15 protein-coding genes are annotated in these 17,449 nt (G+C 34.2%); 2 read left to right on the plus strand and 13 right to left on the minus strand.

Annotation, left to right across the window (positions count from 1 at the left end; translation table 11 throughout):
- Window positions 1-20: 20 nt before the first annotated feature.
- The 13 genes from ftsZ to mraZ are packed head-to-tail and all read right to left on the minus strand — an operon-like array spanning window position 21 to window position 15,698.
- Window positions 21-2,066 carry a cell division protein FtsZ gene (gene ftsZ / locus LNQ81_RS03720; RefSeq protein WP_229944831.1) on the minus strand — a complete coding sequence of 682 codons (2,046 nt, stop codon included), beginning with the start codon at window positions 2,064-2,066 and terminating at the stop codon, window positions 21-23.
- Between the two features lie 13 nt (window positions 2,067-2,079).
- Window positions 2,080-3,507: a cell division protein FtsA gene (gene ftsA, locus LNQ81_RS03725; RefSeq protein ID WP_229944832.1), complete on the minus strand. Its 1,428-nt coding sequence runs from the start codon at window positions 3,505-3,507 to the stop codon at window positions 2,080-2,082.
- A gap of 10 nt (window positions 3,508-3,517) precedes the next feature.
- Complete coding sequence (locus LNQ81_RS03730) at window positions 3,518-4,255, minus strand: cell division protein FtsQ (protein ID WP_229944833.1); 738 nt, start codon at window positions 4,253-4,255, stop codon at window positions 3,518-3,520.
- Window positions 4,256-4,272: 17 nt separating this feature from the next.
- On the minus strand, window positions 4,273-5,616 hold the full coding sequence (murC, locus tag LNQ81_RS03735; RefSeq protein WP_229944834.1) for a UDP-N-acetylmuramate--L-alanine ligase: 1,344 nt from the start codon (window positions 5,614-5,616) through the stop codon (window positions 4,273-4,275).
- Between the two features lie 2 nt (window positions 5,617-5,618).
- A complete protein-coding gene (murG, locus tag LNQ81_RS03740) occupies window positions 5,619-6,713 on the minus strand; it encodes an undecaprenyldiphospho-muramoylpentapeptide beta-N-acetylglucosaminyltransferase (RefSeq protein ID WP_229944835.1) in 1,095 nt (364 codons plus the stop codon).
- Between the two features lie 12 nt (window positions 6,714-6,725).
- Entirely contained in the window at window positions 6,726-7,964 is a 1,239-nt protein-coding gene (locus LNQ81_RS03745) for an FtsW/RodA/SpoVE family cell cycle protein (protein ID WP_229944836.1), read from the minus strand.
- A 7-nt stretch (window positions 7,965-7,971) separates the two neighbouring features.
- Complete coding sequence (gene murD / locus LNQ81_RS03750; protein WP_229944837.1) at window positions 7,972-9,303, minus strand: UDP-N-acetylmuramoyl-L-alanine--D-glutamate ligase; 1,332 nt, start codon at window positions 9,301-9,303, stop codon at window positions 7,972-7,974.
- Window position 9,304: 1 nt separating this feature from the next.
- Window positions 9,305-10,516, minus strand: a complete 1,212-nt coding sequence (mraY, locus tag LNQ81_RS03755) for a phospho-N-acetylmuramoyl-pentapeptide-transferase (protein WP_229944838.1) — start codon at window positions 10,514-10,516, stop codon at window positions 9,305-9,307.
- Window positions 10,517-10,534: 18 nt separating this feature from the next.
- Entirely contained in the window at window positions 10,535-11,992 is a 1,458-nt protein-coding gene (locus tag LNQ81_RS03760; protein ID WP_229944839.1) for a UDP-N-acetylmuramoyl-L-alanyl-D-glutamate--2,6-diaminopimelate ligase, read from the minus strand.
- Window positions 11,989-13,992, minus strand: a complete 2,004-nt coding sequence (locus tag LNQ81_RS03765; protein ID WP_229944840.1) for a penicillin-binding protein — start codon at window positions 13,990-13,992, stop codon at window positions 11,989-11,991. Before LNQ81_RS03765 ends, LNQ81_RS03760 begins: the two co-directional genes overlap by 4 nt.
- Entirely contained in the window at window positions 13,983-14,342 is a 360-nt protein-coding gene (locus LNQ81_RS03770) for an FtsL-like putative cell division protein (RefSeq protein ID WP_229944841.1), read from the minus strand. Before LNQ81_RS03770 ends, LNQ81_RS03765 begins: the two co-directional genes overlap by 10 nt.
- Window positions 14,339-15,250: a 16S rRNA (cytosine(1402)-N(4))-methyltransferase RsmH gene (gene rsmH, locus LNQ81_RS03775; RefSeq protein ID WP_229944842.1), complete on the minus strand. Its 912-nt coding sequence runs from the start codon at window positions 15,248-15,250 to the stop codon at window positions 14,339-14,341. Before rsmH ends, LNQ81_RS03770 begins: the two co-directional genes overlap by 4 nt.
- Window positions 15,243-15,698 carry a division/cell wall cluster transcriptional repressor MraZ gene (gene mraZ / locus LNQ81_RS03780; protein WP_229944843.1) on the minus strand — a complete coding sequence of 152 codons (456 nt, stop codon included), beginning with the start codon at window positions 15,696-15,698 and terminating at the stop codon, window positions 15,243-15,245. The genes rsmH and mraZ overlap by 8 nt, the downstream gene beginning before the upstream one ends.
- A gap of 352 nt (window positions 15,699-16,050) precedes the next feature.
- Here mraZ and LNQ81_RS03785 point away from each other — a divergent pair, with 352 nt between their 5' ends.
- Both LNQ81_RS03785 and yihA read left to right on the plus strand, forming a co-directional pair.
- Window positions 16,051-16,818 carry an alpha/beta fold hydrolase gene (locus LNQ81_RS03785; protein WP_229944844.1) on the plus strand — a complete coding sequence of 256 codons (768 nt, stop codon included), beginning with the start codon at window positions 16,051-16,053 and terminating at the stop codon, window positions 16,816-16,818.
- Between the two features lies 1 nt (window position 16,819).
- On the plus strand, window positions 16,820-17,440 hold the full coding sequence (gene yihA / locus LNQ81_RS03790; protein ID WP_229944845.1) for a ribosome biogenesis GTP-binding protein YihA/YsxC: 621 nt from the start codon (window positions 16,820-16,822) through the stop codon (window positions 17,438-17,440).
- Window positions 17,441-17,449: the final 9 nt, after the last annotated feature.

Here is a 17,449-nt window from a genome sequence, read left to right on the forward strand (position 1 = left end):
TATCTTTAGTTAAAATATAACTAATCTACATTATCATGCAAATAAGAGTTATTAGATCTCAATTGTCCGTCATTATTACTATCCAGACCAAAAGTAATTCTTGATTTAGTACTAGTATCTTCAGTCTCATTTAAATCTACACCACTGCGTTTGTATGCAGGTTCTTTCTCTAACTCTGATAATTGATTGTTTGTATTATTGAATTTGTAATTAAACTCCTTCATTTTTTTTCTTCGTTCAGCAGCACGACTTTTTAAAGTAAATTCTTCTATGCTCATTTCTATAGGATTTACTTCATCTAAATCCTCTTCTACAGCGCTTACAACTGTATCAACAGTTGGTGCAATCTCGTCAGATTTAATAGAAAATTTAAATTCATCCTCTATCTCATCCTGGTGCATATTAATTGGCTTAGCCGATGCTAATTCAGACTCTTTATCAGTATAATCTTCTAAAGAGAACATAATAATCTCTTCTTTAGGAGTACTTATATTTTGTCCTACCTTAATTTCTCCAGAATACGCTGCTTTAGCCTTAATCTCAACTATTTCTTCCTCTTCTAAATGATAGACTACAGGTGCACTTGTAGGTACTTTTTGAGATAAGAAAGATTCAGGTTGTTTTGCTACATTTACAATAACAAACTCAGGATCAACAACATTAATATCACGAATATCCTTAGTTTTTGTTAAAATTTGTTCTTCTGAAATATTAATATTTTTTTTTACCTCTTCTGCAGGTGTAACTATTTCAAAAAAAACATCTAATCCATTAGCTTCTCTTACTTTCTCAGTGCTCTCTGTTCCTGGAGTTATTTCAAAACCAGCATCACTAAAATCATAATTATCACTTTCATCACTATCATCAAAATCTCCTAATTGATGAACAGTGATTTTATCTACTTCGTCATCAATTTCCTCTTCGTTTACTAAAGCACTTGTTACTTTAGACAAAGGTTCATCTGGAGAAGAATAGCCAAATGGCTCAGTTGTCACCTGCAATAGATTATGTTCTAATTTTTGTTCACCTTCTAGGACATGAATAATTTTGCTTGGTTCACCTGTTGTAACAATATTTTTTTGTTGCTCAATGTTAAATCCTGTAGCAATTATAGTTACAGAAATAGCATCACCTAAAGATTCGTCTTCACCAACCCCCATGATAATGTTAGCATTATGACCAGCCTCAGTCTGAATATGATCATTGATTTCTCCTATTTCGTCAATTGTAATTTCATTAGCTCCTGAAACGATTAACAACAATACGTTCTTAGCTCCGCTAATTTTATTATCATTTAACAATGGAGAATCTAATGCATCTACAATAGCATCCTTAGCTCTAGTTTCGCCTGAAGCTGTAGCAGATCCCATTATAGCTGTACCACTATCCGATAATACTGTCTTAGCATCTTTTAAGTCAATATTCTGAGTATAGTGGTGTGTAATAACTTCCGCTATCCCACGCGCTGCAGTAGATAAGACTTCGTCGGCTTTGGAGAAACCGGCTTTGAATCCTAAATTACCATATACTTCACGTAACTTATTATTATTGATAACCACTAATGAATCAACCTGCTTACGCAAACGTTCTACACCTTTTAAGGCTTGGTCTTGTCTAACTTTTCCTTCAAATTGAAAAGGAATAGTTACAATACCAACTGTTAGAATATCGCGTTCTTTAGATAATTGAGCAATTACTGGAGCAGCACCTGTACCAGTACCTCCACCCATACCAGCAGTGATGAACACCATCTTAGTATTAGTATCAAGCATCTTCTCAATATCCTCTATGCTTTCTAAAGCAGACTGTTGGCCTACTTCTGGATTAGCTCCAGCACCTAAACCTTCAGTAAGATTAACCCCTAACTGAATTTTCGTTGGAACTGGACTATTTTCTAATGCTTGAGAGTCAGTATTACACACTATAAAATCCACACCTTTAATTCCTTGTTGGAACATGTGATTAATAGCATTACTTCCACCACCTCCTACACCTATTACTTTGATAACGTTTGATTGATTTTTAGGTAAATCAAACTTTATTCCTCCAAAATCTGTATTCTCCATATACGTAGCCTTTTTATTCTTGCTTTTCAATAAAATCTTTAATTTTTCTAAAAAAAGTACCAAAGAAATTAGATTCAAATTTTTCTGCCGTTGGCGATCTAAATTCTTTTTCTTTTGGTTCTTCAGACACTTTAGTTCTATCAGAACTAATAGTTTCTAGTGGATCATGTGATTCTGCTTTATGCTCTATCACTGGTTCTATGTGATTAACATTAGAAACCACTACCTCAGGAGCTTTATGCTCTTTTGCAATATCTTCTAAAGACACAGCTCCTTTAATTTGATGTCTTTCACTTTCCATTACTAATCCAACTGCTGTTGCATATAATGGGCTAGATATTTCTAAATTAGAATCTCCTGCTAAATGTTCATTTGGATATCCAATACGGGTATCTATACCTGTAATATATTCAACTAATTGCTTAATATGTTTTAGCTCAGAACCACCTCCAGTTAATACAATACCAGCTATTAATTTCTTTTGAGGATTCTCATATCCATAGCTTTTAATTTCAGAAAAGACCAATTGCACTATTTCTTCTACACGAGCATGAATAATTTTAGAAAGGTTCTTTAAAGATATTTCTTTAGGCTCTTTTCCTCTTAATCCAGGTATTGATACTATTTCATTATCTTTATTCTCACCTGGCCATGCAGAACCAAACTTAACTTTAAGAATCTCTGCTTGACGTTCAATGATAGAACATCCTTCTTTAATATCCTCTGTAATAACATTACCTCCGAATGGTACTACAGCTGTATGACGAATGATTCCATCTTTAAAAATTGCCAAATCAGTTGTACCACCACCTATATCGATAAGCGCTACTCCTGCTTCTTTTTCTTCTTGACTTAAGACAGCTTCTGCTGATGCTAAAGGCTCTAAGGTGATCCCCGAAAGCTCTAATCCAGCATCTTTAATACATCTACCAGCATTCTTAATCAAAGCTGCTTGACCTACTACTACATGAAATACTGCCTCTAGTCTACTTCCATACATTCCGATAGGCTCCTTAATACCAGGTTCACCATCAATTTTAAATTCTTGCGGAAGTACATGTATAATTTCTTCTCCAGGAAGCATGCTTAGCTTTTGAACTTGAGTAATTAATTGCTCAATATCTTTATCACCAATTACTTCATCGGGATTATCTCTACTTATGTAATCACTATGTTGAATACTTCGGATGTGTTGTCCTGCTATACCCACAACGACATTCTTTATCTTATACCCTGCAGCAGACTCAGCATCTGTCACCGCATTTTGAATAGACTGAATAGTCTGTGTTATATTATTAACTACACCTCTTTTTACTCCTAGACTTTTAGCTTTTCCTAATCCTAAAATTTCTAGTTTACCGTATTCGTTTTTCTTTCCGATCATTGCTACAATCTTAGTTGTCCCAATGTCTAAACCTACAGCTATATTTTCTTTTTCCATACTCATTTTTCTATTTAGTGCATACCACTTGTTGGGTAAACTTAAGGTTTATGTACTTGTACACATCTTGCTCTACACTCGATCTTCTCAAATACTGTACAAAAGCCTTGTAATTCTGTAGCTTTAATTCTTTCTCGTCAAACCCACCAAAAAGAATATCAAAGCGATTAGTACGACTCACTAACATTAAAGTTCCTTTAGGTTCTATTATAATACCAGTTATATCTTCTTTTAAAAAATCGTCTTTGTTTATTAACTCTAGCATTTCCTTGATTTCTCTCTCATTATTCGCTTTCACTGTCCCTTGCACCATTGGGACTCTGTCCGAGAAATTTGATGACAATGGCATCCTCTTTCCTAATTCATCAAGATAGTAATTTTTATCACCGTCTACGACTCTTCCTATTGCTTTTTTTTGCCAAATATCAACGATTAGTTTATTATCTACTGTCAAATAAACATCTGCATTTCTGATTAATTCATTTTTCAGTACATTTTTCTCTAGATTATTCAAATCTAAAACACTTCTATTAATCTCGGAAGTTTTTGGAAATTTATTTTTAACCAAATTGCGAATTTCTTCAGTAGTTACGAAGTGTTCTTCACTTTCTTTAAAAACAACACTGATACCCGACACTTCACTTGCCTTACTACGTTTATTTGTAAAAGAATATAAAAACAGTAACAATCCACATATAAGCAATATGCGAACATCTGACCATTTTATACTTTTAAACAACTTTTTCACGTCCTAATCTTTATAGTTTATTCCAATCCCTTTTTTATATCTTCTACCATTTCTCCTAAATCACCTGCTCCTATCGTCAATACTAACTCAGCATTCGATGCCCTTAAATAAGGTACTAATTCTTCTTTCTGTAGAACTACCTTAACTTTAGAAGTAACTCCTTCTAGCAATGCTGTTGATGTAACTCCTTCTATAGGCAATTCTCTAGCAGGATAAATATCCAGAAGAACTACATGCTCAAAAGTAGATAGTGCTGAAGCAAACTCATTCATAAAGTCTTTCGTACGACTGTATAAATGTGGTTGAAATACTGCCACCACCTTCTTATCTCCATATAACTCATGCACAGCTTGGCTTACAGCTAAAATCTCTGTAGGATGATGTGCATAATCATCTATATAGATAAAGTTATCTCTTCTTATCTTATAAGAAAAACGTCTTCTAACTCCTTGAAAACTCTCTAAGCCTTCAACTAGTACTTTTGGATCTACTCCATAAGTATATGCCATGGCAAAAGCTACTAAAGCATTAGATAAATTATGTCTCCCTGGTAATCCAAAACGAACATTTACAATTCTTTCTTTTGGTGTTATTATATCAAAGATATACCAACCGTTATCTATACGAATATTCTCAATCTTATAACTACAATCTTCTCCAAATCCAACTTTGATACCATCTAAGTCAACACATTCTGTCTTAAAAAACTTCGTTTTGTCTTCTACTTTATTAGCAAAATCATTAAATGCAACTAACATTTCCTCTGCTGTACCAAATATATCAAGATGGTCAGCCTCTGTAGAAGTAATACACGCTGTATCAGGATACAATCTTAAGAATGAACGATCAAACTCATCAGCTTCCACTACGGTAACAGTAGTTCCACTCCCAATTAAGTTTGTCTGATAATTCTCAACTACCCCGCCTACGAATGCAGTAACATCAACTTTCGCTTGGAACAACAAGTGTCCTAGAATACTAGTTGTAGTCGTTTTACCATGTGTACCAGCAACTGCAAAGCAATAGGTATCTTTCGTTATTAATCCTAAAACCTCAGAACGTTTACGAATATCAAACCCTTCATTAATATAATAATTCCATTCACTATGTGATTTTGGAATGGCAGGAGTTACTACCACTAAGGTTGTCTCCTTATCTTTATATACTGCATCAACTAGGTCAAGATTATCCTCAAAGTGAATATCAATACCTGCTTCTACTAATTCATCTGTTAATTGAGTTGGCGTTTTATCATATCCACCAACATTCTTGCCTAAAAATTTAAAATAACGAGCCAAGGCACTCATACCGATACCACCTATGCCTATAAAAAAAACGCTCTTTATCTTATTTAATTCCATAACTATTTCTTCATTATTGCTTCTACTTGATCTACAATATCACTTGTTGCGTTTGGCAACCCTAACTTTCTAAAGTTAGTACCTAATTTCATCTGTAAATCCTTATTCTCTACTAACGCACTAAACGTTGGTAGAAACTTTTCTTTTAATTCAGCTTCTTTTATTAATATAGCTCCCTCTTCATTCACAATGCTCATCGCATTCTTCGTTTGATGGTCTTCAGCAACATTAGGAGACGGGATAAATATCACTGGTTTTCCCACTAATGCTAACTCAGAAATAGAAGAAGCTCCTGCTCTAGAGATTACATAATCTGCTATACCATATGCTAGATTCATCTTTTCTATGAAAGCAAATACTCGTACATCTTCTGTCTGATACTTTTTATACTCATCGTAATAAAGCTTTCCACATTGCCAGATTACCTGAATATTCTTACTCCTAATCTCTTCTAAATTATCTTCTATTAGTTGATTTATTCTGCGTGCTCCTAGACTTCCTCCTAATACTAAAAGAATAGGTCTATTCACTTCTAATCCAAAAGAAAGAATCCCTTCTTCTTTATTAGAACCCACATTCAATAAACCACTTCTGACAGGGTTACCTGTCTTTATAATCTTTGACTCTGGAAAGAATCTTCCCAAGTTGTCATAAGCTACACATATCTTATTTGCCTTCTTTCCTAACAACTTATTTGTTATTCCTGGAAAAGAGTTTTGTTCTTGTATTAGGGTTGGTATTCCCTTTCCTGCTGCTACTTTTACAACAGCACCACTCGCAAAACCACCTGTTCCAATAACTACATCAGGCTTAAACCTCTTTATTATTTTACTAGACTTCCATAAACTACTTATAAGCTTAAAAGGAAATGCTAAGTTGTCAATAGTTAGTTTTCTTTGGATACCCGATATCCACAATCCTTCAATCTTATATCCAGCTTGTGGAACCTTCTGCATCTCCATCTTATTCTCTGCACCTACGAATAAAATCTCTGCATCAGGATACCTACTCTTTATTTCATTAGCAATAGCTATCGCAGGATATATATGTCCTCCTGTACCTCCACCGCTTAATATTACTCTTGGTGTATGTTTCATATAATAACTATTCTAATTTAATATTTCCTGACTTTGTCTGAGCTCCTCTTGTTTTGCCAATTCAGTCTGCATCCTCTCTTCCTCAATTTGTCTCTCTAATTCTTGTCTCTGTATTTCCTGTTCTTTTTTAGTAACACTTAAAATCACACCTAGTGAGATACAAGTCATCCAAATTGATGTCCCTCCACTACTTATTAAAGGCAAAGTCTGTCCTGTTGTGGGCAATAATGAAACTGCAACCCCCATATTAATTAAGGCTTGAAAAATAAAATAGAACCCCAATCCTGTAACTAATAACTTTCCAAACAACGTAGGTGCTTTATGTGCTGCTATTAAAAATCTAAAAAATAAATATAAATACAAAAAAAGAACAGATAGCCCACCTAACAAACCATATTCCTCAACAATTATCGCATAAATAAAGTCAGAGGATGATTGTGGTAAAAAATTCTTTTGTATGCTTTTTCCAGGTCCTTTACCAACTATTCCACCTGAAGCTATAGCTATCTTAGCATTATCTACTTGATATAAGTCCTTTCCTCCCTCATCTGCATTTGCAAATCTATCTATACGACTAATCCATGTATCAACACGATTTGGCATTGTACCTTCTGGTAACGTTTTTGCAGCGAATACAAATAATGTAACTAATAATATACCTGCACCAAAAATAGCTGCCAAATATTTAAAAGGATACTTACCCACAAATACTAATATACCTACCATTAAAAAAATCAAAGCTGCTGTTGAAAAATTGGCAGGAAAAATCAATCCCACTACAACCAAAACAGGTAGCCATAACTTTAATGCTGAAGGCCAAAACTCAACTTTCTTATCTTGTATACTTACAAGATATTGGGCTACATATCCTAACAATACTATAGCTGCAATAGCTGATGGTTGAATCTGGATAAAGCCAAAATCTAACCATCTACTTGCGTTAGCTCCTCCAATTGTTTTACCTTGTATTAAAGTAAAAAACAACAGAACTATAGCCACAGGCATCGCCAAAATAGATATAGATCTAAAATAGCGATACTCTAATCTATGTACGATATACAGCAGTATAAAACCAATTGATAAATGAGTAAAATGCTTAAACAGATACGAAAAAGTTGACTTTCCAGTACCTATTGTATAAACTAAGTTAGTACTAGCGCTATACACAGGTACAAACGAAAATAAGGCCAGCAAAAATATTACTGTCCATATATGTTTATCTCCATATAAATTTGCAACTAACTTTTTCATTTCATTCTTATAGATTATTTACTTCTTCCTTAAACTGAAGTCCTCTATCCTCATAATTTTTAAACAAATCAAAACTCGCACATGCTGGAGACAGCAATACCGTATCCCCACTCTCTGCTAGACGTTGAGCCATCTTTACAGCATCTACCATACTTTGTACCTCAATCAATGTATCAACAACACTTTCATAAGCAGTCTTGATCTTAGAGTTATCCACTCCTAAACAAATAATACTCTTTACTTTCTCTCTAACAAGAGGCATTAACTCATCATAGTCATTCCCTTTATCTACCCCCCCTACAATCCACACTGTTGGAGTTTTCATACTTTCTAATGCAAAAAAAGTAGCATTGATATTCGTTGCTTTAGAATCATTAATATATTGAACGTTCTCAACTTTCGCCACTTTTTCTAATCGATGTTCTGCACCTTGAAAATCAGATAAACTTTCTCTTATACTCTGTTTTCTAATCCTCTTTAATTGAGCAACAGCAGTTGCTGCCATCGCATTTTTAACATTGTGCTTTCCTTCAATCCCAAGCTCACTGATTGGTAAAACAATAGTCTCTTTATCCATCGCTACTACAATATTTTGCCCTTCTAAATAAGCACCGTACTCTAATTTCTTAGAAATAGAAAATGGAACTTTCTTAGCCGCAGTTTTATTATTAGTTAACCAACGTTGAATCTCTACATCGTCATAATCATAAATAAGATAATCATCTGATGTTTGATTCATCGTAATTCTAAACTTAGCATTGATATAATTTTCATACTTATAATCATATCTGTCTAAGTGATCTGGACTAATATTAGTAATAACGGCTATATGAGGACGGTATTTACGAATACCATCCAACTGAAAACTGCTCAATTCTAACACAAAACATTTTTCAGGGTTTACAGCTACTTGTTTAGCATAGCTTTCTCCAATATTTCCACCAATTCCGACGTTTAAACCTCCCTTACTCAATAAATGATAAGTTAGCATCGTCGTTGTAGTTTTACCATTACTACCTGTTATAGCAACAGATGGTTCTGTATTAAAAGTATAAGCAAACTCTATCTCAGATATTACGTCAATATCAGCTGCTAATACCTTTTGAATAATAGCTACTTTATCTGGTATCCCAGGGCTTTTCACTACTATATTTCCACTTAATATCTCTTCTTCTGTATGTTTATCCTCTTCCCAACGAATATCAAACTCGTTAAGAATAGCTTTATACTTATCGCTAATCAATCCAAAATCTGATACAAATACATCGTACCCTTTGGTCTTGGCTAAGACAGCTGTTCCTACACCACTCTCTCCTGCTCCTAATACTATCACTTTCATACTATCTAATCTTTAAAGAAACAATACAGAATATTCCTAACAATATTCCTATAATCCAGAAGCGAGTCACAATTTTACTCTCATGATATCCTTTTTTCTGAAAGTGATGATGAAGAGGAGACATTAAAAATATCCTTCTACCTTCACCATATCTTTTCTTAGTATATTTAAAATATCCTACTTGAAGAACAACAGATAGGTTCTCTGCTAAAAAAACACCACATAACACAGGTATAATTAACTCTTTACGCACTGCGATAGCTAATACAGCTATAATTCCTCCTATAGTTAAACTTCCTGTATCCCCCATAAACACTTGAGCAGGATAAGTATTATACCACAAGAATCCAATCAACGCTCCCATAAAGGAAGCTATAAAGACGGTCATCTCACCTGAATGTGGGATATACATAATATTCAAATAACCTGACAAAACAACATTCCCTGAAATAAACGCAAAAATTCCCAACACAAATGTTGAGATTGCAGAAGTACCGGCGGCCAGTCCATCAATACCATCTGTAAGGTTAGCTCCATTCGATACTGCTGTAACAATGAATATCACAATAGGTATAAATATCAACCAAGTATATTTCTCTGCACCTTCACCAAGCCAACTAATCAAAATTGAATAATCAAACTCATTGTCTTTTAAAAAAGGAATAGTTGTCGCTGTTGACTTGACATCATATCGGCTTGCAACTTCTTCTACTAGAACACGGTTTGCTGGCATTTCACGTACCGTCACACTTGGACTAAAATAAAGTACTGATCCCACGATCAACCCTAAACCTACTTGCCCTATTACTTTAAATCTCCCTTTTAATCCTTCTTTATCCTTCTTTTTCATTTTTAGATAATCATCTAAAAATCCTATCGCTCCCATCCATACTGTAGTTAGCAATAAAAGCAAGACATAAGTATTATTTAGTTTAGCAAATAATAATACCGGAATTAAAGTAGCTACTATAATTATAATCCCTCCCATCGTAGGTGTACCAGACTTCTCTTTTTGCCCTTCTAATCCAAGCTCACGAACGGTTTCACCTATTTGCAACTTATGTAAAAACTTAATAATTTTCTTACCATAGATGATTGATATCAACAACGAAAAAATCATTGCCATACCAGAGCGAAACGTAATGTAGTGAAACATTCCCGCGCCTGGAATTTTAAAATATTCATCTAAGTATTCAAATAAATTATATAACATACTGTATTCTTCCTTAATCTATTGTTCTAAAAATTCAGTTACAATCTCTAAATCATTAAAATGATTTCTAACACCTTTAATCTCTTGGTAAGTCTCATGTCCTTTACCAGCGATTAAAATAATATCACCAGGTAACACCTGTTGACAAGCTAGCTTTATCGCCTGCTTACGATCCTCTACCACTATTGTTTTCATAGTATTTTGAGGTTCTACTCCAGCTTCCATTTCTTCAAGAATAACACTTGGTTCTTCGAATCTAGGGTTGTCAGAAGTAAATATAACCTTGTTACTAAGCTCAGATGCTATCTGTGCCATTTCAGGTCTCTTTGTTTTATCTCTATTTCCTCCACACCCCACTACAGTAATCAACTGCTCATTATAGGTACGGATAGAATTAATAGTCTCTATTACATTCTTAAGAGCATCAGGTGTATGTGCATAATCAACTATCGCAGTAACTTTCTTAGAAGACACTACATACTGGAATCTTCCAGCTACACTTGTTAATTTACTAACTTCTATTAGTGCTTGTTCTTCACTCACTCCTAATTGTACTGCAGCACCATAGACTGCTAATAAATTAGATGCATTGAACAAACCTATTAGTTGCACCCAAATCTCACGTTGATTAATCTTCATTAACATCCCTGAGAATTGACTTTCTAATACCTCTGCTTTATAATCAGCTACATTCTTAAGAGCATAAGTCTTAATAGTTGCTTTTGTATTCTGAGTCATTATTAATCCATTCTTATCATCCACATTAGTAATCGCAAACGCATTACTATTTAATTGATCAAAGAACATTTTCTTTGCATTTCTATATTCTGCAAAAGTCTTGTGGTAATCTAAGTGATCATGCGTCAAATTAGTAAATATACCACCATCAAAATCAAGGCTATGTGTACGCATCTGTACGATACCATGAGAACTCACTTCCATAAAACAATATTCACATCCAGCCTCCACCATCTCATTTAAATAATGATTTATAGTTAATGAGTCAGGCGTTGTGTGTGTTGCATTATAATCTACATCTCCAACTTTGATTATCACCGTAGATAATAATCCTGCTTGATAACCCAAGTTTTTAAACAAAGTATATAATAAGGTAGCAATAGTAGTTTTCCCATTTGTACCTGTTACTCCTACTAACTTTAACTTTGAAGACGGATTGTCATAAAAGTTACTAGCTACTACAGCAAGAGTTTTATTACTATCTTCTACTAATATATATGTAACACCTTTTGCTAATTCTTCTGGCATCTTCTCGCAGACAACTGCTTTTGCTCCGTCTTTAATCGCCTGACTTATATAATCATGACCATCAACTACTGTACCTGAAATAGCAACAAATAAAGTGTCACTTGAAACCTCACGTGAATCAAATGCAATCTTCCCTATAGTAAGGTCTAAATCACCCCCTATAACAGAATTCATCTTTGCTGATTGTAATAACTCGTTTAACTTTTTCACGATAGTTCTAATACTACTTTTTGATTTCTAAATATTTTTTGACCAGCTATTATAGACTGGTTCTTTATCTTACCTATACCTTTAATTTCTACCTTTAAACCTAAGTTTTCTAATAAAGGGACAGCATCCATCGCATACATTCCCCTTACATCAGGCATCACTTCAAGGTCTGCATTTACCTTATCATAATAATCTTTATAACTACTACGTACATCTGATGGCACTTCATCTATATTACTTAAACTAGTCGTCGTAGGCACATCTGTATAAATCTTCTGTGCAATACGTTTAAACACTGGTCCAGAAACATCCGCCCCATAATAACTCTTCGTTCTATCTGGTTTATGTATAATAACTATACATGAATACTTAGGATTATCTATAGGAAAATATCCTGCAAAAGAAGATGAATAATACATATCCTTTCCCTTACCTTTTCCATAATTTACCTGAGCAGTACCTGTTTTCCCTGCCATAGAAAAATTAGGAGAGCTCAATTTTCTTCCCGTCCCTTTTGTCACAACATTTGCAAGTACTGCTTGCACTTGGCTTATAACTTCAGGTGATGCTATTTGAGAATTAATAACCTCAGGTTCAAACTTAACCACCGTTTTATTAAACTCTTTTACTTCTGACACGAACATGGGTTTTACCATTACTCCATTATTAGCTACCGCATTATACAGCGTCAAGGTATGTAACGGCGTTATCGAAACTCCATAACCAAAAGCCATCCAAGGTAACGCTAATCCACTCCAACCTTTCTTTCCTGGTTTTGGCATATAAGGTACTCCTCCTCCTTTAATAGGTAAATCTAAAGATCTATCTAACCACAACGTTCCTAAATAATTAGTAAACTCACTTGGTTTTTCTTTAAATCCTTCATTTACCGCTTGCGTTATCACTGTATTAGAAGAAACTTCTATTCCCCTTGCTAAAGAAATCTTACCATATCCTCCCCATTTAGAATCACGAACTCGAGCATTATAAAACTTAACTACTCCTTCGTTAGTATCATATACTCTAGCAGTATCACTTTTACCTTTCTCTAATAGTGCTAATAATGATGCCAACTTAAATGTAGATCCTGGTTCGTGCTTTTCACCGATTGCATAATTAATCGTCTCATAGTAATTACCGCTTTCAGATCTCCCTAAATTAGAAATAGCTCTTATAGCACCAGTCTCTACCTCCATTACTACCACACATCCATGATCTGCACTATAATACTCTAACTGTTTTAATAAAGCATGGTGCGCTATATCTTGAATATAAACATCTATAGTAGAGACGACATCTTGACCATCTATAGGTTCTATCTCATTTTCATCATTAATAGGCTTCCACTGATCCTTACCTAAACTCTGCATCTTACGACGTCCATCTACTCCACTTAAATAAGAAGTAAATGCCCCCTCTATACCTACCCTTGAGAATGTGTTATCCTCATTCTTTCTCTCATATCCTATCGTACGTTGAGCAATTCTACCTATTGGGTGTTGTCGTATTGTTTTCTGCAAAGAAATCAGTCCTCCTTTATAAGGACCTCTTTTAAGCAATGGAAAATTTTTAACTCGTACATATTGCGTATAACTTAAATCTTTTGCTATAAACACATATCTACTACCATTCTTTCTAGCCTTTCTAAGCATATTCTCATAATAGCTAGAAGGCTTATTAAACATCGCTCCCAATGAATCAGATAATGGTTTTACATTCCCATAAAAATCTTTCTCACTTGGAGCTACACCATCAAAACGAATTTCAAAGACCGGAACAGAAGTTGCTAATAAACTTCCATCTGACGAATACACATTCCCTCTATTAGCAGGAATATCTTCTATCTTAACTCTGGTTTTGTCTTGAGCTTTTGCTCTCAATTCTTTTCCCTCTACCCCTTGAATTTGAATCAAGCGATAAATAATTCCTCCTGCAAACAATAAAACCATCGCAGAGATAAGATATATATTCACATAAATATTTTTATTATTTAGCGCCATAACTTATCCCAAATACTTTCTGTTTTTATTTCTTCTGTTACTTTAATCTTTGTTGCTGGCGTCTCTGAAGGAAGAATTCCATCCTCCTCAAGATTCTTAGTAATAGTAGACTCCATCTTCAGTTCCATTAACTCAGATCTAGTATCAACGAATTCTGCCCGCAGCATCTTTACTTCATGAGTTAACTTCGCAATCTTAAATACTTTTGCCTCATAAGACTGTGTATTACCAATCAACAATAAACTCAAAATAATTATATAAATAATAAATGCCCAAGTCTTAGCTGAGTTCTCATTAACGAGAATCTTAGCCTTAATTATATCACCTGGACTATTTACTTTATTTTTCATTTTTTCTCAGCAATTCTCAATTTTGCAGAACGTGCTCTATTATTTACCGCAAGTTCCTCATCAGTTGGTATTATCAACTTACCTAATTGTTTCATTGGAACTTCAAATCTTCCATAGAAATCTTTCTCAGGCTCTCCTTCAAACATACCATTCTTCATAAATCGCTTTACTAAGCGATCTTCTAGTGAATGATATGATATAATACTTAATCGTCCCTCTGGCTTTAATACCTCAAGACTCTGCATCAACATTTCTTTTAACACATCCATCTCTTGGTTCACCTCAATGCGAATCGCTTGATAAATTTGCGCCAAAATCTTAGCACTTTTGTGAGCTGGTAAGAATCTTGCCAACACTAATTTCAATTCATCCGTATTCTTTATTGGCTCTTCAGTTCTTGCTTTCACTATTGCATTAGCAAGAGAACCAGCATTCTTTAATTCACCATACATGTAAAACATGTTTCTCAAATCAGCTTCAGCGTACTCATTTACGACATTATATGCGGATATATCACCTGCTTGACTCATCCTCATATCTAACTCTCCATCAAAACGAGTAGAGAATCCTCTCTCTGGAACATCAAACTGATGTGACGAAACACCTAAGTCTCCTAACACACCATCCACTTCATTTACTCCATAAAAACGCAAATAGCGTTTTAAATATCTAAAATTTTGATTTATCAAAGTAAACCTTGGGTCATCAATAGCATTTGCCAACGCATCTTCATCTTGATCAAAAGCGAACAGTTTCCCCTCACTACCTAGTCGACTAAGTATCTCCTTTGAGTGTCCCCCTCCACCGAAAGTAACATCTACATATATTCCATTTGGATCCGTTATTAATCCATCAATACTTTCCGTCAACAAAACGGGTCTGTGATATCCGTATTCTTCTTTACTCATCAAAATTAATATTACTCATTACGTCTTGAGCCAACTCACCAAAATCAAAATCTTCTCCATCCAATGTAGCCTCATACAACTTCTTATCCCATATTTCCATTATATTCACCTTAGACGAAAAAACAATATCCTTACTAACCTTAGCAAAATCAATTAAATCTTTTGCTATCAAAAGACGTCCTGCATCATCAATCTCTACATTTTTAACCCCTGCCATGAAACGTCGAATAAATGCGTCATTTTTTTTATCAAAAGGATTTAACCGTCCTATCTTCTCCATCATTCTATTCCACTCCGCCATAGGCCATAACTCCAAGCAACATTCAAACACTGAACGCTTTAAAACAAAACCATCAGACATAGCAGGCAACTGCTTCTTTAGAGAAGCAGGAACCAACACCCTTCCTTTAGCGTCTATTTTACATTCGTATGTCCCAATTATTGCCATCTATACACACCTATAAATATAATCTTAGCAAATGTAGTCATTTTTTTACCACAATTTACCACTTTTTCCCACTTTGTTAATAAGTTTTACATCCTAAAGCTAATATTTCAAGTATACAGGGTAATCAGCTGATTAATAGTCATTAATTTTAAAAAGCAATTCGCATTTTAAACAACTATTTTTAAGTACAAACCCCACTTATTAATTGAATTAAATTGACAAAATCACCTTCAAAAAAAGACTCAAAATAATTAAATTATTCTCACAGGTGTAAATTATTCCCTCATTTAAAATTTTTTACTATATAAAACCGTATATTTGTGGGAATTTAAAAATCGCATTTAGAAACTACATGGAGCGAACTTTAAAAGAAGATGGTAAATTCCGTTTTGTTGAAATTGGTGAAGGAACACCAATTGTCATCCTACACGGATTAATGGGAGGTCTGAGCAATTTTGATGGTGTTACGAACTTTTTCCCAAAAGAAGGTTACAAAGTAGTTCTTCCAGAACTTCCGCTTTACACTAACAGTATTTTAAAAACTAATGTAAAGGCTTTCGCTAAATTTGTAAAAGATTTTATAGACAAAAGAGGATATAAAAAAGTTATTCTGCTAGGTAATTCACTTGGTGGACACATTGCGCTATATTTTTCTAAATTATATCCAGAATACCTTCATGCTATGATTTTGACAGGAAGCTCTGGTCTGTATGAAAGTGCTATGGGGGATAGTTATCCTAAAAGAGGTGACTATGAATATATCAAGAAAAAAGCAGAAGATGTTTTTTATCATCCTGAAATAGCTACAAAAGAACTTGTTGATGAAGTATTCGCTACTGTTAACGATCGTATGAAAGTTATAAAAACTATTACTATCGCAAAAAGCGCTATTAGACATAACATGTCTAAAGACTTACCTAAAATACAAGTCCCAACTTGTTTAATATGGGGTAGAAATGACAAAGTAACTCCACCTGAAGTTGCTATAGAATTTCATGAATTACTACCTGATTCTGACCTTTACTGGATCGAAGAATGTGGACATGCTGCTATGATGGAACACCCTGATCAGTTTAATGTATTATTAAACGATTGGTTTATTAAAAGAAATATCAAATAAAATGAAAATAAATACAGCTGAATTTATTGTTAGTAACTCTGACGCTAAGTTGTGTCCTAATGAACCTATCCCTGAATACGCATTCATCGGTAGATCTAATGTAGGTAAGTCTTCTTTAATCAATATGCTTACTAACCAAAAGAACTTAGCAAAGACTTCTTCTAGACCAGGTAAAACACAACTAATAAACCACTTTAAGATTAATTCTAATTGGTACTTAGTCGATTTACCAGGATATGGATATGCTAAAGTATCAAAGAAAACGAAAGCTGTATTCCAAAAGTTTATTACTGACTACTTTGAGAAAAGAGAACAACTAGTAAGTGCCTTTGTACTTGTAGATATAAGACACGAAGCTCAGAAGATTGACTTAGAATTTATGCAATACTTAGGTGAAACAGAAGTTCCATTCTCTATCATCTTTACTAAAGCGGATAAAGTAGGTAAACAAAAAGTCAATGGGCTAATCGCTGACTATAGAAAAAAGATGTTAGCTGATAATTGGGAGGAAATGCCACCTTGCTTTATCACATCTGCTGAAGGTAAGATAGGAAGAGACGAGGTACTAGATTACATTGAAGAAATCAATGTGGAGATGTTCAAAAATCAAAACTTTATATAATATAAAAAA

The organism is Myroides oncorhynchi (assembly GCF_020905415.1).
GTDB classification, from domain to species: Bacteria; Bacteroidota; Bacteroidia; order Flavobacteriales; family Flavobacteriaceae; genus Flavobacterium; species Flavobacterium oncorhynchi_A.

Excerpts from the sequence above, each read along its gene's own strand:
- ftsZ (WP_229944831.1), bottom strand. The coding sequence starts at position 2,066 with ATGGAGAATACAGATTTTGGAGGAATAAAGTTTGATTTACCTAAAAAT.
- ftsA (WP_229944832.1), bottom strand. The coding sequence starts at position 3,507 with ATGGAAAAAGAAAATATAGCTGTAGGTTTAGACATTGGGACAACTAAG.
- murC (WP_229944834.1), bottom strand. The coding sequence starts at position 5,616 with ATGGAATTAAATAAGATAAAGAGCGTTTTTTTTATAGGCATAGGTGGT.
- murG (WP_229944835.1), bottom strand. The coding sequence starts at position 6,713 with ATGAAACATACACCAAGAGTAATATTAAGCGGTGGAGGTACAGGAGGA.
- LNQ81_RS03745 (WP_229944836.1), bottom strand. The coding sequence starts at position 7,964 with ATGAAAAAGTTAGTTGCAAATTTATATGGAGATAAACATATATGGACA.
- murD (WP_229944837.1), bottom strand. The coding sequence starts at position 9,303 with ATGAAAGTGATAGTATTAGGAGCAGGAGAGAGTGGTGTAGGAACAGCT.
- mraY (WP_229944838.1), bottom strand. The coding sequence starts at position 10,516 with ATGTTATATAATTTATTTGAATACTTAGATGAATATTTTAAAATTCCA.
- LNQ81_RS03765 (WP_229944840.1), bottom strand. The coding sequence starts at position 13,992 with ATGGCGCTAAATAATAAAAATATTTATGTGAATATATATCTTATCTCT.
- LNQ81_RS03770 (WP_229944841.1), bottom strand. The coding sequence starts at position 14,342 with ATGAAAAATAAAGTAAATAGTCCAGGTGATATAATTAAGGCTAAGATT.
- rsmH (WP_229944842.1), bottom strand. The coding sequence starts at position 15,250 with ATGAGTAAAGAAGAATACGGATATCACAGACCCGTTTTGTTGACGGAA.
- mraZ (WP_229944843.1), bottom strand. The coding sequence starts at position 15,698 with ATGGCAATAATTGGGACATACGAATGTAAAATAGACGCTAAAGGAAGG.
- LNQ81_RS03785 (WP_229944844.1), top strand. The coding sequence starts at position 16,051 with ATGGAGCGAACTTTAAAAGAAGATGGTAAATTCCGTTTTGTTGAAATT.
- yihA (WP_229944845.1), top strand. The coding sequence starts at position 16,820 with ATGAAAATAAATACAGCTGAATTTATTGTTAGTAACTCTGACGCTAAG.